Below are 14,001 nucleotides of genomic sequence, written 5' to 3' on the forward strand. Positions count from 1 at the left end.
AGATGCCACCACGTGAGTGGACCATGGCGAAGGCGCAATTTGCCGTGATCTTCGGCGAACGTTTCATCAGAGCCATGGCGGCCTGATGATCAACCGCCCGGCCGCACACGGAAATCCTGACAGTCCCCGGCATTACAACACCGTCCGCCCGCACAGCAGTCTTGGCTATCGGCCACCGGCACCAGAAACGGCGACACCGCCATATCCGGCCTCCGGTTCCGCTTCGCTCCACCTCCGTCCGGATATGGCGGCGATGAGCTTAATGCACTAACAAACCAATCGGTCCACTCGGTGGGGGCAGATCAGCGGGTGCTTTGCCGCTTCACCTCTTTCGCGATAACATTGAGCGTCTTCCACTGGTTCAGCCCGGCAATCCCCAACATCACCGCGAAGACGATTGCTCCTATAAGCACGCCAAGGTTCGTCCAGAACTCGAGGCCGCACGACGCCGGCACCTTCTTGAGTTGGGAAACCACGACGATCGTTGCAACAGGAATGCCAAGGAGCTGGCCTTGGATATCGACGATGGTCTTGTGGATCTTGCCCACGAAATCCAGTCGCGCCGTTTCAACCTCATTGCGGATCTTCGAGTACGAGAAGCTCGAGGTGAAGAGTCGATATCCCTTCTCGACCTCATTCGCGAGGCGATCTAGATTCCGAATTAGGAAACCGAACCGATCCTTGTCGCGTAGCGAACGCACCATTTCGATGAGGGTGGTCTGAAGAATCGTCCGCTTCTCATCCAAGTGCAATTCGTCTTCGAACAGCTTCGTCAGCCGCACAGCCTGACCCACCACGTCGCCGCGAAGGTCCATTGAACCAAACTGGATCGGCACGACGACCTTCTCTTTGCCGATGAAAATGAGCTGACGCATCGTTTCATCAACCAGCGACGCGCTATCGCGAAGTATCTTGAGCACGTCCAAGACTGCACGATACGCAAGCAGTTTTGGCGGGACAGGGTTATCACCCGACGCGTAATGTTCTTTCTTGATGTAATACCGCTGAGGCTCCGCGAGCACGGCGCCAGGCGCCTTGAACAGATCATCCAAAGTGGAAACCAACAGGCCCATCTTCGCCACATTGGGCCGACCAATCGTTACCGGCACTTCTGCCCCGACGGCCAGATCATAGCCGTCCTCGACCGAAATCTGGGCATCGTTGTAATGCGTATCGATCTCCATGATGGCGGTTAAAACTGCCACCATATGGTCGCTCTTGATCGTCAGAACGTCGCCGTTCTCATCATCGAACCGCGTAGCGCGGTATATCTCGACAAGATCGGCAAACGTAACATCAATCACTGATCATCCCTTCGGCGCGCATCTGATTGATCAGCTCGTCTGGCACATCCATCAACGTAAGGGATTTCTTGTCCTTGTCGAACACGACTTTGCTCTGGTCGATTGCTTCACGCGTGAATTCGACCGACCACATCTTCGTTTTGGCGGTCACTTTCACGAGGGCTTTCAATGCGCTGGCGTTCGGAACATAGCCTTCATTCAGCTGACGATCGGTATTGGCCAGAAATTTCGATAGCCTGCCGGGTTCCTTCGGCATCAGGCGATTTGCCATAGCTTCGAAATCCACCGGCTCCTTCGCCTTATTCGCCTTGCCAAGATAATCTAAGGCATCGGACAGGAACGCCGTCGCCTCGGTGTCGACCATCTTTTCAGTGAGCGTAAATTCCTTCAGTGCATCCACGAGGCTCTGAGTGTCCTTACGCTCCAGAACCGCCGAATCGCAGCCAAGGAAATCACGAAAATAATCGGATATCGAACCCTTGCCTTTCAAGAAGCTCAGGTAGCGGTCCTGCTTGTCCGCCCAAGCAGTAAGATTAATGCGGCCGGCGAAGCGGAAACCATCGAGATCGAGGTGCTCGACGTCCTCCATTCCATGATTTTTGGTCAGGGCCGCGCTCAGCTTGTCGGTGACCACCGTGACGAGCATGAAATCTGAACCATCCCGTCGGAAGTGGGCAAAAAACACATGCCCGCCGACTGAAGCAGATTTCTTTCCCGCTTCCCGTGCCAGATTATCCATCATCTTGCCGGTAAGACCGAGGAAGTCCTTCTCCTTGGCCTCAACATAGGCACGGATTTGCCCCTCGGTGGGAGAACCTTCTGCCGTTGTGAACCGACCGTGAGACTTGGAAGTCCGGCTGTTGTAAAGTTCATAGACCGTGGAGATGACGCGAAGCGTCGTGTCGGTCACGTCAAGCAACTTCTTGGAGAGTGCGACAGAATAGCCAGCATCGCTACGATTCAGGTCATGAATCGCAAGCGCAATTATCTCGGTCACCAATAATCCCCCCAACGTCCAAAACCGTGACGGACATGACCAATCCTTGGGACGTCCGACTGTTACGCAAAACTTTGAAGCACGAGCGAGCGATAAGCAAGGTGTCGCAGATTTAGCGCAGATATCATGCTCTGGGCTTCGGCTAGGAATCTTCTCGACGCGATGAAAGGTTCATCTGAATCGCCGATAAATAGGGATCGGAGCAGAAGTTGACATTACTCCCCCTCCAGAGGAGCAGAAGTTGAAAATCAGCCGTGATCCTCTGATGACAAAAGCACCGGAAACTCTAGGGGGTCAGGAGCAGACTTCCTGACAACCGACACGAAAAGATAACTCGGGGTCGCCAATCAGGCGCGACGTGCCACTTTGGCGAGGCGCAGCGGCGGAATCGCCACGCTCAGGTCCACGCCCGATTCAACCGACATGCGATCGCGCCCCTTGCGCTTGGCGTCATAGAGCGCGCGGTCCGCCCGATCGAACAGATGCGGCAGCTCCTCCGTGCCCGTGATACTGGTCGCCGCGCCGATGCTGGTAGACACTTGCAGACTCGCCCCGGCGGCACCCGCCCCGCTCTGCGCAAAACGATGGCAGATGCGGCGACCGAGCGCCGGCAGATTTTCGGGTGGGAGGCCAAAGAGCAGAACGGCGAACTCATCGCCGCCCAGCCGCGCCACCAGTGCATCGGCGGGTACGCAATCCCTCAAAATCCCCGCCCGCCCCCCCCCCAGCCCACCGCCCGGGGGGTGGGCGGAGCCCGCCCTTACCCCCCTTAAATGATCGACGTCGCACAGCAGCAGGGCCACCGGCTGGCCGGACCGCAGTGCCAGCGCCATGCCGGCGGCCGCCTTCGCCTCGAACGCGCGGCGATTATAGGCGCCGGTCAGCGAATCCCGCTCCGCCAGCGCCGTGATCTGCCGTTCGCGCCGGTGCCGCACCGCCGCCAGCATCAGCAGCGCCAACGACACCTCAACCAATATGCCCTCATAGAGCGAGGCCTTGATCAGCAGCCCCTTGAAGCCGACCAGGCTGACGAACAGGCCCGGCATGAAGATCAGCCCCGACTTGGCGAGGTAGAATATGCCATGGCCAAGGAAGATGTGCCCCAGCCGCACCGCATCGCGCACTTCGCTGGTGCGGCGGAGCGAAAGCAGGAGGGACGCGGCCTTGAGCGACAGGATTGCGACCAGCGCCGAATTGACGAGGCCGAACAGGGCGGTGCGATCACTTGCCGGATCGGTGCCCAGCAGCGCCACCCAGACCAGCAGCACGCCGAGCCAGATGCCGGGAAGGCGTCGCCCGGCAAAGGCCGCCGCGCCCTTGGCGAACAACAGATGCGCCACCACCAGCAGGCCATTGGCCAGCCAGACATAGAGAAGGAAGCTGTCCACCGTGCGCAGCACCGACATCCCGCTGCCCACCACGATGGTCGCGAATCCCGCGCTCCACCAGGCGAGCGAGCGCACCTTTGCCAGACGCCATTCGGCAGCCAGCACCAGCGCCGCAACAAGGGCGATGGCCTGGGTCATGAGCAGCATGGTGACGGCGTCGATCGGCATGGACAGGTTCATCGGGGAAAGGAGCGTGCTATCTAGCCGAATATGCTGAACAAAAGGTTCCCGCCCGGCTCAGCTCGTCGCACGCATCAGCAGGTCGTCGGTGACCGTCATGGTAAAGATCGGGTCGGCATCCACCGGCACTTCGGCGATCGCGTCGACAAAGGCGGCGCGGGTTGTCGGATCGTCATAGACCATCTTCGCGTCGAACGCCGCGCGCCAGGTCGCCTCGTCCGGCCATTCGGCATAGCGCACGAACCGCCCGTCCGCATCGCGGTGCAGGCGCGATCCACAGCTGCCATATTTTTCACGGATGAGGTCGGTGCCGCGACGCCAGGCTGCGCGGAACTGCTCTTCCTTGCCGGGGTGGACGCGCCACCAATAGACCGCAACGAACATGGCCACCTCCTCGTGCGGAGACAATGGCCGGGCGGGCGGCCCCCCCGCCCGCCGGCAATGTCGCTTAGAGGATCGACTGGCCGGTCTTGGCCCAGTCGGCCATGAAGCCGGCAATGCCCTTGTCGGTCAGCACATGGTTGAACAGGGCCTTGATGACGGCCGGCGGCGCGGTCATCACATCGGCGCCGATCTTGGCGCTGTCGAGCACGTGGATCGGGTGACGGACCGACGCGACCAGGATTTCGGTGTCGAAAGCATAGTTGTCGTAGATCAGGCGGATGTCTTCGATCAGCTGCATGCCGTCGAAGCCATTATCGTCATGACGGCCGACGAAGGGCGAGATGAAGCTGGCGCCAGCCTTGGCCGCGAGCAGTGCCTGGTTGGCCGAGAAGCAGAGGGTGACGTTCACCATCACGCCATCGTCGGTCAGCGCCTTGCAGGTCTTGAGGCCGTCGATGGTCAGCGGCACCTTGATGCAGACATTGGGGGCAATCTTCCGCAGGACCGCGGCTTCCTTCATCATCGTCTCATGGTCGAGCGCGACGACCTCGGCCGACACCGGGCCGTCGACGACGCCGCAGATTTCCTCGATCACTTCCAGGAACTTGCGGCCCGACTTGTGGATCAGCGACGGGTTGGTGGTGACGCCGTCCAGCAGGCCGGTGGCGGCTAGGTCACGGATTTCGGCAATGTCGGCGGTGTCGACGAAGAATTTCATGGGATGCTCCGGGGCAGGATTCGCGAATCGGCTCCCTTTAGCGGCTGGCCGATGGATTGGCCATCGGGGCGAACGGCGATTGCCTTGGCCCCCGCCGCCTTCTACCTCTTCCGCGACAGGGGAGCGGCCATGATGTTTGCGATGCGCGCATATATTTGCCTGACTGCCCTCGCCATGCTCGTCCTGCCCTTTTCCGCCCGCGCTGCGGATCAGGAGGCCCAGACCTGGATCAGCGCTGGCGGCGTCGCGCAGATTGACGACAATGATCGCATCGGCATCGAAACAAGCTATCGCCTGCGGCCGGCCGACGACCAGTTGCTGCAACGGATCACCCTGGACCACCGGATTGCCGACGGGGTGCAACTGGGCGGCGGCTTCGCCTTCGTCACCAGCCGGATGCAGAAGGAGATGCGCTTCCACCAGCAGTTGATCGTGGATCTGGGCGTGCTGCAGAGCCGCACCCGGCTTGAACAGCGCTATATCGACAGCGCCGCCCGCCCGGCCTGGCGCCTGCGCGAACGCATCCAGCTCGACATCCCGCTGGAAAAGCAGCGGAAATGGTTCCTCCTGACCTCCGCCGAATTTTTCTTCGAACTGCACAAGCCAAGCGCGGTCCAGGACAGCGAACTTGTCACCACGCGACAGCTGATCGGCCTGCGCCATGTGCTGACGCCGCGGCTCGGCATCCAGCTGAGCTATATGCGCCAGCATAGTTTCCCCGATAACCGACCCGATGAGGTCGTCCATGTCCCCTGGCTGGCGATCGCCTGGCGGCTCTGACGATTTGCCAGAACGGCAAGAGCGGTTAAGGACGCTCAATGGCCCGCGCCCGTGTCCTCCTGCTCAATGCCGCCCTCGGCCCGCTCGACTATCGCATCCCCCATGGCATGACGGCCAGGCCGGGCAGCATCGTGGTCGCCCCGCTGGGCCCGCGCCAGCTGGTCGGTGTGGTCTGGGACGAGGAGTCCTTTCCGGATGTCGAGACGGTCGGCGACAACCGGCTGCGCAACCTGCTGGAAGTGCTGGACGCGCCGCCGCTGCCTGAAACGCTGCGCCGGCTGATCGAATGGACCGCCGACTATTATCTCGCCCCGCCGGCCGCCGTGCTGCGCATGGCGCTGGCGTCGATGTCGGCGTTGGAGGGCACGCGCACCGTCATCGAATATCGTGCCACCGGCCAGCTTCCCGATCGCATGACCGAACAGCGAACCCAGGCGATGGAGCGGATCGGCGACCGGCAGGGGCTGGTGCGCGAACTGGCGATGATCGGCGGGGTCAGCGACACGGTGATCCGCGGTCTGGTGAAGGCCAGCGCGTTCGAGCCGGTCGAGGTCAGCGTCGACACCCCCTTCCCCGAGCCCGACCCGGCCCACGCGCCGCCGGCCCTGTCCGACCAGCAGATGGCGGCCGCGACCGACATGGCGGACGCGGTGCGTGCCCATGAATTCGCTCCCTTCCTGCTCGACGGCGTCACAGGATCGGGCAAGACCGAGGTCTATTTCGAGGCGATCGCCGCGGCCATCCGCGCCGGCAAGCAGACCTTGGTGCTGCTGCCCGAAATCGCCCTGACCGAACCCTTTCTGGAGCGGTTCGAGAAACGCTTCGGCACGGTCCCGGTCAACTGGCATAGCGGCCTGCGCCAGAGCGAACGCCGCCGCGCCTGGCGCGCGATCGCGGCAGGCGAGGCGCGGGTCGTCGTCGGTGCCCGCTCCGCTTTGTTCCTGCCCTACCCCAATCTGGGCCTGATCGTCGTCGACGAGGCGCATGAGGCAAGCTTCAAGCAGGAAGAAGGCGTCCATTATCATGCCCGCGACGTCGCCGTGATGCGGGGCCTTATCGAACATTTCCCGGTCGTGCTGGCCTCCGCCACTCCCGCGATCGAGACACGGCACCAGGTCGACCTTGGCCGCTATCGCGAGATCAAGCTGCCGGCCCGTTTCGGCGGCGCACAGATGCCCGATATCGAGGGCATCAACCTGCTGACCGATCCGCCCGAGCGTGGCCGCTGGATCGCGCCGCCGCTGGTCGTGGCGATGGAGGAAGTGCTGGCCAAGGGCGAGCAGAGCCTGCTCTTCCTCAACCGGCGCGGCTATGCCCCGCTGACGCTGTGCCGCCATTGCGGCTATCGCTTCCAATGCCCCAATTGCACCAGCTGGATGGTCGAGCATCGGCTGACCAAGCGGCTGGCCTGCCATCATTGCGGCCATGTCATCCCGGCGCCGCGCTTCTGCCCCGAATGCAAGGAAGAGGACAGCCTGGTCGCCTGCGGCCCCGGCGTCGAGCGCATCGCCGACGAAGTGAAGGCGCTGTGGCCACAGGCACGGGTGGCCATCGCCACGTCCGACACGCTGCACTCGCCCGCCCGCGCCGCCGATTTCGTGAAGTCGGTCGAGGCCGGCGACATCGACATCATCGTCGGCACCCAGCTCATCACCAAGGGCTATCATTTCCCCAACCTGACCCTGGTCGGCGTGATCGACGCGGACCTGGGGCTGGAGGGCGGCGATCTGCGCGCATCCGAACGCACCTTCCAGCAGATCATGCAGGTCGCCGGGCGCGCCGGGCGCGGCGAAAAGCCGGGCCATGTCTTCATCCAGACCCGCATGCCCGATGCAGAAGTGATCCAGGCGCTGATCGCCGGCGACAGCGAGCGCTTCTATCTGATCGAGACCGAAAATCGCCGCCGCGCCAATGCCCCGCCCTTCGGCCGTTTCGCCGCGATCATCATTTCCAGCGAGGATAGCGACGAAGCCGCACAGACCGCGCGGCTGATCGGCAAGTCGGCGCCGCAGGTGGAGGGGATGCGGGTCTATGGCCCCGCCCCAGCCCCCCTTTCCGTGCTGCGCGGCCGGCATCGCCACCGGCTGCTGATCCATGCCACGCGCCAGGTCGACATCCAGTCGGTGATCCGCGAATGGCTCGGCAATCTGGTGTGGAAATCGACCACCCGCGTCGCGGTGGACGTCGATCCCTACAGCTTCATGTGATGGCCGCGCCGATCGAGAGCCCCTGCCGCAATCTCTGTTCGCTTGATGCCGAGCGCAAGGGCTGCACCGGCTGTGGCCGCACCCTCGACGAAATCGTCCACTGGCGCAGCATGACCGAAGCCCAGCGCGCCGCCGTCATGGCGCGGGTGAAGGATTTCGAGCCAATCCGCCGTTAAAGCGACATGGCGTCGTTCGGTGCGACGATGATGACCACGCGGCGGTTTTCCTGACGGCCGACCTCGCTGTCATTGCTCGCCACCGGCACCCGCAACCCCATGCCCACCGGATGCAGAGCCGCCGGTGCCATGCCGCCCGCCGCCAGTGCGTCGGCAACGGCCTGCGCCCGCTTCTGCGACAATTGCTCATTATAGGCGGCCGTGCCGGTATTGTCGGTATGCCCCTCCACCTTGGCGCCGCGCACTTCGACGGCGACCAGCGCGCTCGCGATCCGGCTGATCACGTCGTGCTGCGCCGGGATCAGCACGCTCTGGTCGGTCGAGAACAACAGCCGGTCGGCCATGCCGAATTCCCAGTTGCTGCCGACCGGCTGAAAGCCATTGGCACGCAGCACCGTCTTCTGTGCTTCGGTGAAGCCATCACTCGGCTGCACCGTCTGACAGGCTGCCAGCAAAGTCAGCGCCAGGAGGGAAAGAAGCTTTCGCATGTTGTTCCTCATCATCAATTCCGGCCGTCGCTCCGCGCCTTGGCCGCATACATGGCCGCGTCGGCATGGCGCAGCAGTGCGCGCGGATCGACACTGTCCTGTGGATAGAGAGCGCTGCCGATGCTCAGCGAGGATCGGATGCTGACGCCGCTCGGCAACATGATCGGCTGGGTCATGCCGGCCCCGATCTGGGCCGACATCTGATCGGCCTCGGATCGGGTCGCCCCGGCCGCCAGGATCAGCGCAAATTCGTCGCCGCCCAGACGGAAGGCCATGTCGCCCGGCCTCAAGGCCATCCGCAGCCGCGCGGCGATGACGATCAGCATGACATCGCCGGCATCATGGCCATGGCTGTCATTGACCTGCTTGAACCGGTTCACATCGACATAGATGACCGCGAAGGATGTGTCGCCTGCATCGGCCTGCGCCATGGTCGCCGCCAGCTCTCGCTCGAACATCGCACGATTGCCAAGGCCGGTCAGCGGATCGCGCGTCGCCTGGCGCTCCAGGATACGATTCTCGTTCAAAATGCCGGTGTGCCATTCGTCCAGTTCATCCAGCAGCGCATTGAAATCGCGCGCGAACTGATCGACCTCATGAATGCCGGCGACCGGCACGCGCTGATCGAACTGGCGGTCAGTGCGAACTGCATGGGCGACTTGCGCAATATGGGCCAATGGTCCCGTCACGTCGCGCTGCAACCGCCGCGCCAGCAACTGGGTCGCGACGATGGTCAGCCCCAGGCAGGCGAGCGCAGTGGCCACCCCCGACAGGATATAGCGCCCCAGCCCTCCGGCATCGCCGAACACCTGCACTTCGGCGACGACGACCGGCCCATGATGGACCGGCACCCGCACCGGGCTGGGCCAGAACAGCGCGTCCACGATCCGGGACAGGTTGCCGGCCATGCCGCGATCGGGCCGGTTCCAGGCCGCGATCAGCCGTCCATCACGATCATGCAGCTCGACCGATCGCACGCTTTCGGATGCCGCCACCGTGGCGATCCCGCGCCGCGCCGCATCGACATCCTCGAACAGCAGCGCCGGCTCGACCGTATAGGCGACGGTCTGCGCGATCAGCGTCAGGTTGCGCGCGGCATAGCCGCGAATGACGGTGACACCTGTCACCGTCAGCGTCAGGCCCGCCATCAACACGGCGAACAGGATCAGGCGCAGATGCGCTCGCGCCAGCAAATGGCGCAACGTCGGCATTGCGGTCAGGCTTTGTTCGGCCATGGTCAATAGCCCCCCTTCGCCACGCGCAGCACACGCGGATCGATCCGCACCGTGGATCGGGACACCGCATCGATGTTGAGCTGGAAGGACAGCGTCTGCGGCGCAAACAACAGGCAGAACATCGCCCCGCCCGCACAGTCGCGATCATCCTCCGCGATCGTCACCACCGCATTGCCGCGCATGGCGGCGATCAAACGCTGGCGCACCACCGCGTCCAGGCTTCCGAGATAAAGCGCATCGCACCGCGCGGCCGGCGCGGCCTCATCGGCGGCCAGCGCCACCGTGGCGATCCGCGCCCCGTTCGTCAGGCTGATCTCATCCAACTGGTCGCCATGGGCGACGACACCGGCCATGCACATGCGCACGACCGGCCGCGCGGTTGGCCAGCGGGTAAATTCCAGGATGGATCCGACCATGCGCGCAACGCCGGCGGCCATCCGGTCGGGACCGGGACCGATCGGCATCGCCACCGGCCGCGCCAGCGGCAATGCCACTGTCATGGTCGGCGTCATCAGCAACAGCCAGAACAACAGACTACGCAAGCCCACCCGCCCCCTTTGAAGAAGGCGCGAGCCTATAGTTAATCAAAAGTTAAATTACGAGAATATTGTGACGCAAGCGGATCGAGCAAGGATCATTCACCTGTCGCCTTCGCTGTCATCTTCGCGCGACGCTCCGCCTCCAGCAGGCTCCGCTTGCGGTCGACTCCATAGGCATAGCCGCCCAGGCTTCCGTCGCTGCGCAGCACACGATGACACGGCACCAATATTGCCAGGCCATTGTCGCCGCAGGCGGTCCCCGCTGCGCGCACGGCGCCCGGCCGGCCGATCGCCGCGGCGATTTCTCCATAGCTGCGCGTCTCGCCCGCCGGGATCGCCCGCAAGGCGGCCCAGACCGCCTGCTGAAAGGCGGTGCCGCCGACATCGGTCGGCAGGTCCGCGTCGGCGCCCGGATTGTCGACCAGCGCCGCCACTGCCGCCGCCCAGCGATCCAGCGCGGCGTCCGAGGGCAACAGAGTCGCGTTGGGATATCGGCGGCGCAGCTCTGCCTCCCCTTCCTCGAAGGCGATGCGGCACAGGCCGCGCTCGGTCGCCGCGACCAGCAGCGCGCCCAGGCTCGTCCCGATCACGACATGGCGGATATCGACGCCGCGCCCGCCCTCGCGCCAGGCGCTGGGCGTCATGCCCAGATGCCGTTCGGCATCAGCATAGGCGCGGCTCGGCGCGTTATAGCCGGCCTCATAGATCGCATCGGTCACGCTGCCGGGCGTCGCCAGTGCCGCCTTCAGCCGCTCGGCGCGCAGATCGCGGGCATAGGCGGCCGGGGTCAGGCCGGTGATCCGCTTGAACAAGCGATGGAAATGATGCGGCGCATAGCCGACATGGTCGGCCATCTCCTCCAGCCGGGGCGGCGTTTCGGCGGCGCGGATCAGGCGGATCGCCGCTTCCACCGCCTGCTGGTCGCGCCCGACCTCATCCGGCCGGCAGCGCAGGCAGGCGCGAAAGCCCGCCGCACGGGCCGCCGCACCATCAGGCAGGAAGATCATATTCTCCCGCTTCGGGTGCCGGGCCGGGCAGCTCGGCTTGCAATAAATGCCGGTGGTCAGCACCGCCCCGACGAAGCAGCCATCCTGCCGCCGATCGCGTGCGAGAAAGGCGGCCCAGCAGTCTTCGGCATCGGGCATGGCGGCCGGGACGGGTTCGAGGCGTGTCATCTGGTTCATGGATATGGGGTAATCCAGACGGCTTGGCGAGGCTTCCCGTCGCTTGCGGTCAAAAGCACACGGCCCGTCGCATCCGCTTTTTCCCGATTGCCTAAAGCGGGCCTTCGCATATGTATGCGCCTCCTATGGTCGCCCTTTTCCGTCGCCTTCGCCCGATCGCCGCGCTTGTCGCGTCCCTCGTCCTGCTCAGCCCCGCACGGGCCGAACAGCAGGATATCACCGCCGCCGCGCGCAGCGTGGTGCGCGTCGCCCTGGTCGCGACCAATGGCGCGGACGCCTATTTCGTGGGCCATGGCAGCGGCATCGCGATCGCCCCGGACAAGGTGCTGACCAACGCCCATGTCGTCGAACTGGCGCGCGAGGAGAAGGATCTCGTCATCGGCGTGATCCCGTCGGAGGGCAAGAAAAGCTATGGCGGGCGGATCATCGCCTATTCGCCGGGCAACGACCTGGCCCTGATCCAGCTGGAGGAAGGCAGCCTGCCGGTCGCCACCTTCTATGCCGGGGCGGTCGATGACGGCCAGCATGTCACCGCTATCGGCTATCCCGGCACCGTCGATCGCGCCCAGGGCCTCAGCCTCAAGCAACTGGTCGAACCGCTCGGCACGGTGAAGACCAGCGGCAGTATCTCGTCCGGCCGCTCCAGCCAGAGCTTCGACACCATCCTGCACACCGCCCCGCTTGCCGCCGGCAACAGCGGCGGCCCGCTGGTCGACGATTGCGGCCGGGTGCTGGGCGTCAACAGCTTCGGCTCGATCTCGGACGGCAATGATGCCGAATTCGGCTTTGCCGTATCCTGGCGCGAAGTCGCTTCCTTCCTGCGTCAGGCCGGCGTGTCCTCGCTCCACACCGTCGTCGCCTGCCGCACCATGGCCGAAGCCGACGCGGCCGAAGCATCGATCACCCAGCGCGAATCGCAGTTGACCGAACAGAATGACCGCGCGGCCGCCGACAAGCGCGAGCAGGCGCTGCAGCAGGCCCGCGACACCGCCGAGCGCGATGTCATTTCCGGCCGCGAAAATGCGATGGCGGGTGCCGCCGTGCTGCTGGCCCTTGCGGTGCTGGGCCTGGGCGCTGGCGGCCTCTTCTACAGCCAGGGCCGTGAAAAGCGCGCCACCTGGTTCATCGCTGGTGGCGGCATCCTGTTGATGGGCGCGCTTGGCCTGTTCGTCTTCAAGCCCAGCTTTGCCAGCATCGACGAGCGGGTGAAGCTGCCCGAGGACCAGAGCGTGGTCAGCAACAAGGCCTTTGCCTGGGCCGGCGACAATATCTGCCGGATCGACCTCAACCGCAGCCGACTGACCGTGTCGCAGCCCAATGATGTCGGCCTGAACTGGGCCGAGGGCGGCTGCGTCAACGGCGACACCCAATATCAGGCGACCGGCACGACTTGGCAGCGCGCCCATGTGCCCGACGAGGGCAATTATGTCAGCCGCAGCGAATTCGACCCGGCCACCGGCCTGTTGCGGGTGCAGCGCTGGCTGCCCGACGGCGACACGATGGACAAGGCCCGCGCCCTGCTGAAGGATGGCCCGATCAAGGGATGCAGCAGCGATTCCACGATGTTGACCCGGATCGCGACGCTCCAGTCGGACCTCGCCGCGCTGCTGCCGCCCCAGCCGAACGAGCGGCTGGTCTATCATTGCCAAAAAGGACGGCTTGCCCCCGCAGACCCCGCTCCCTAGCCTGTTCGTTTTCCCGAAAAACTCAGTCAAATTGGCTTGATTTCGTCGATGCGATGGAATCGTGTCACATGACTTGCATAGTCATATTGGCACTGCTAACCGGCCCGACAACAGGGGACGGTTATTACTGCTCCCCCTCTTTTTGCATGACCGGCAAATCAAGTTGGAGGACGGTAAGCGCGTGGAGACTACCGGCGGTATTCAGGCCAGCCTCAGCGGCCGCTATGCGGTGGCGCTGTTCGATCTGGCCCGCGACGGCAAGACGCTCGACACCGTCGCAGCGAGCCTCGCGGCAATCAAGGCGGCGATCGCAGAATCGTCTGATTTCAAGGGCCTGATCAACAGTCCCGTTCTCAGCCGCGACGCAGCGGGTAAGACGATCGCGGCGGTTGCATCCGCCATGTCGATCGATCCGCTGACGACGAATTTCCTGGGCGTGCTCGCCCAGAACCGTCGCCTCTCGCAGCTTCCCGCGGTCATCCGCGCCTATGAGACGCTGCTGTCGAATCACAAGGGCGAGGCCCGCGCCGAAGTGACGAGCGCGCATCCGCTCACCAAGACTCAACTGACCGCGCTGGCCAAGGGCCTCAAGGCGCGTGTCGGCCGCGACGTCGCCGTCGAGGCCAAGGTCGATCCCGCGATCCTGGGTGGGCTGGTCGTCAAGATCGGCAGCCAGATGATCGATTCCTCCATCCGCACCCGTTTGAATAGTCTCGCCCTGGCGATGAAAGGCTGA

At 64.1% G+C, this 14,001-nt stretch carries 14 protein-coding genes and 1 pseudogene; 6 read left to right on the forward strand and 9 right to left on the reverse strand.

All coding sequences use genetic code 11. The annotated features are described in order from the left end of the window. Positions 1 to 127: 127 nt before the first annotated feature. A pseudogene (locus CG471_RS10325) lies at positions 128 to 271 on the forward strand (integrase core domain-containing protein); the annotation flags it as partial. 31 nt (positions 272 to 302) lie between these two features. Here CG471_RS10325 and CG471_RS10330 read toward each other — a convergent pair. From CG471_RS10330 to fsa, 5 genes are all read right to left on the reverse strand, one after another. After that, positions 303 to 1,304 carry a hypothetical protein gene (locus CG471_RS10330; protein WP_010336940.1) on the reverse strand — a complete coding sequence of 334 codons (1,002 nt, stop codon included), beginning with the start codon at positions 1,302 to 1,304 and terminating at the stop codon, positions 303 to 305. Continuing rightward, positions 1,297 to 2,301: a nucleoid-associated protein gene (locus tag CG471_RS10335; protein WP_228221999.1), complete on the reverse strand. Its 1,005-nt coding sequence runs from the start codon at positions 2,299 to 2,301 to the stop codon at positions 1,297 to 1,299. Before CG471_RS10335 ends, CG471_RS10330 begins: the two co-directional genes overlap by 8 nt. 347 nt (positions 2,302 to 2,648) lie before the next feature. Further along, the gene (locus CG471_RS10340; protein WP_257211494.1) at positions 2,649 to 3,857 is read right to left on the reverse strand and encodes a GGDEF domain-containing protein; all 1,209 of its coding nucleotides are present in this window, start codon (positions 3,855 to 3,857) and stop codon (positions 2,649 to 2,651) included. Between the two features lie 69 nt (positions 3,858 to 3,926). Further along, positions 3,927 to 4,253 carry an antibiotic biosynthesis monooxygenase gene (locus CG471_RS10345; RefSeq protein WP_099231822.1) on the reverse strand — a complete coding sequence of 109 codons (327 nt, stop codon included), beginning with the start codon at positions 4,251 to 4,253 and terminating at the stop codon, positions 3,927 to 3,929. A 64-nt stretch (positions 4,254 to 4,317) separates the two neighbouring features. Next, a complete protein-coding gene (gene fsa, locus CG471_RS10350) occupies positions 4,318 to 4,971 on the reverse strand; it encodes a fructose-6-phosphate aldolase (protein ID WP_099231823.1) in 654 nt (217 codons plus the stop codon). Positions 4,972 to 5,112: 141 nt separating this feature from the next. Between fsa and CG471_RS10355 the strand changes: the two genes are divergently transcribed. The 3 genes from CG471_RS10355 to CG471_RS10365 are packed head-to-tail and all read left to right on the forward strand — an operon-like array spanning position 5,113 to position 8,134. Further along, positions 5,113 to 5,751 (forward strand): DUF2490 domain-containing protein, encoded by a 639-nt coding sequence (locus CG471_RS10355; protein WP_257211495.1) that lies wholly within the window; start codon positions 5,113 to 5,115, stop codon positions 5,749 to 5,751. Between the two features lie 38 nt (positions 5,752 to 5,789). Then, on the forward strand, positions 5,790 to 7,958 hold the full coding sequence (locus tag CG471_RS10360) for a primosomal protein N' (RefSeq protein ID WP_099231825.1): 2,169 nt from the start codon (positions 5,790 to 5,792) through the stop codon (positions 7,956 to 7,958). Next, positions 7,958 to 8,134: a DUF1289 domain-containing protein gene (locus CG471_RS10365; protein WP_099231826.1), complete on the forward strand. Its 177-nt coding sequence runs from the start codon at positions 7,958 to 7,960 to the stop codon at positions 8,132 to 8,134. Before CG471_RS10360 ends, CG471_RS10365 begins: the two co-directional genes overlap by 1 nt. Here the strand turns inward: CG471_RS10365 and CG471_RS10370 are convergent. From CG471_RS10370 to ada, 4 genes are all read right to left on the reverse strand, one after another. After that, on the reverse strand, positions 8,131 to 8,622 hold the full coding sequence (locus tag CG471_RS10370; RefSeq protein WP_099231827.1) for an OmpA family protein: 492 nt from the start codon (positions 8,620 to 8,622) through the stop codon (positions 8,131 to 8,133). The two genes, CG471_RS10365 and CG471_RS10370, sit on opposite strands and share 4 nt — an antisense overlap. A 14-nt stretch (positions 8,623 to 8,636) precedes the next feature. After that, on the reverse strand, positions 8,637 to 9,857 hold the full coding sequence (locus CG471_RS10375) for a diguanylate cyclase domain-containing protein (protein ID WP_099231828.1): 1,221 nt from the start codon (positions 9,855 to 9,857) through the stop codon (positions 8,637 to 8,639). A 2-nt stretch (positions 9,858 to 9,859) separates the two neighbouring features. Then, entirely contained in the window at positions 9,860 to 10,405 is a 546-nt protein-coding gene (locus CG471_RS10380; RefSeq protein ID WP_257211496.1) for a YfiR family protein, read from the reverse strand. A gap of 86 nt (positions 10,406 to 10,491) precedes the next feature. Then, positions 10,492 to 11,580 (reverse strand): bifunctional DNA-binding transcriptional regulator/O6-methylguanine-DNA methyltransferase Ada, encoded by a 1,089-nt coding sequence (ada, locus tag CG471_RS10385; RefSeq protein WP_099231829.1) that lies wholly within the window; start codon positions 11,578 to 11,580, stop codon positions 10,492 to 10,494. Positions 11,581 to 11,705: 125 nt separating this feature from the next. Between ada and CG471_RS10390 the strand changes: the two genes are divergently transcribed. Together CG471_RS10390 and CG471_RS10395 are read left to right on the forward strand one after the other, a co-directional pair. After that, positions 11,706 to 13,265 (forward strand): S1C family serine protease, encoded by a 1,560-nt coding sequence (locus tag CG471_RS10390; RefSeq protein WP_010338580.1) that lies wholly within the window; start codon positions 11,706 to 11,708, stop codon positions 13,263 to 13,265. A 181-nt stretch (positions 13,266 to 13,446) separates the two neighbouring features. Then, positions 13,447 to 14,001, forward strand: a complete 555-nt coding sequence (locus CG471_RS10395; protein WP_004210769.1) for a F0F1 ATP synthase subunit delta — start codon at positions 13,447 to 13,449, stop codon at positions 13,999 to 14,001.

The organism is Sphingobium sp. IP1 (assembly GCF_002708645.1).
In the GTDB taxonomy this organism is placed as follows: domain Bacteria; phylum Pseudomonadota; class Alphaproteobacteria; order Sphingomonadales; family Sphingomonadaceae; genus Sphingobium; species Sphingobium yanoikuyae.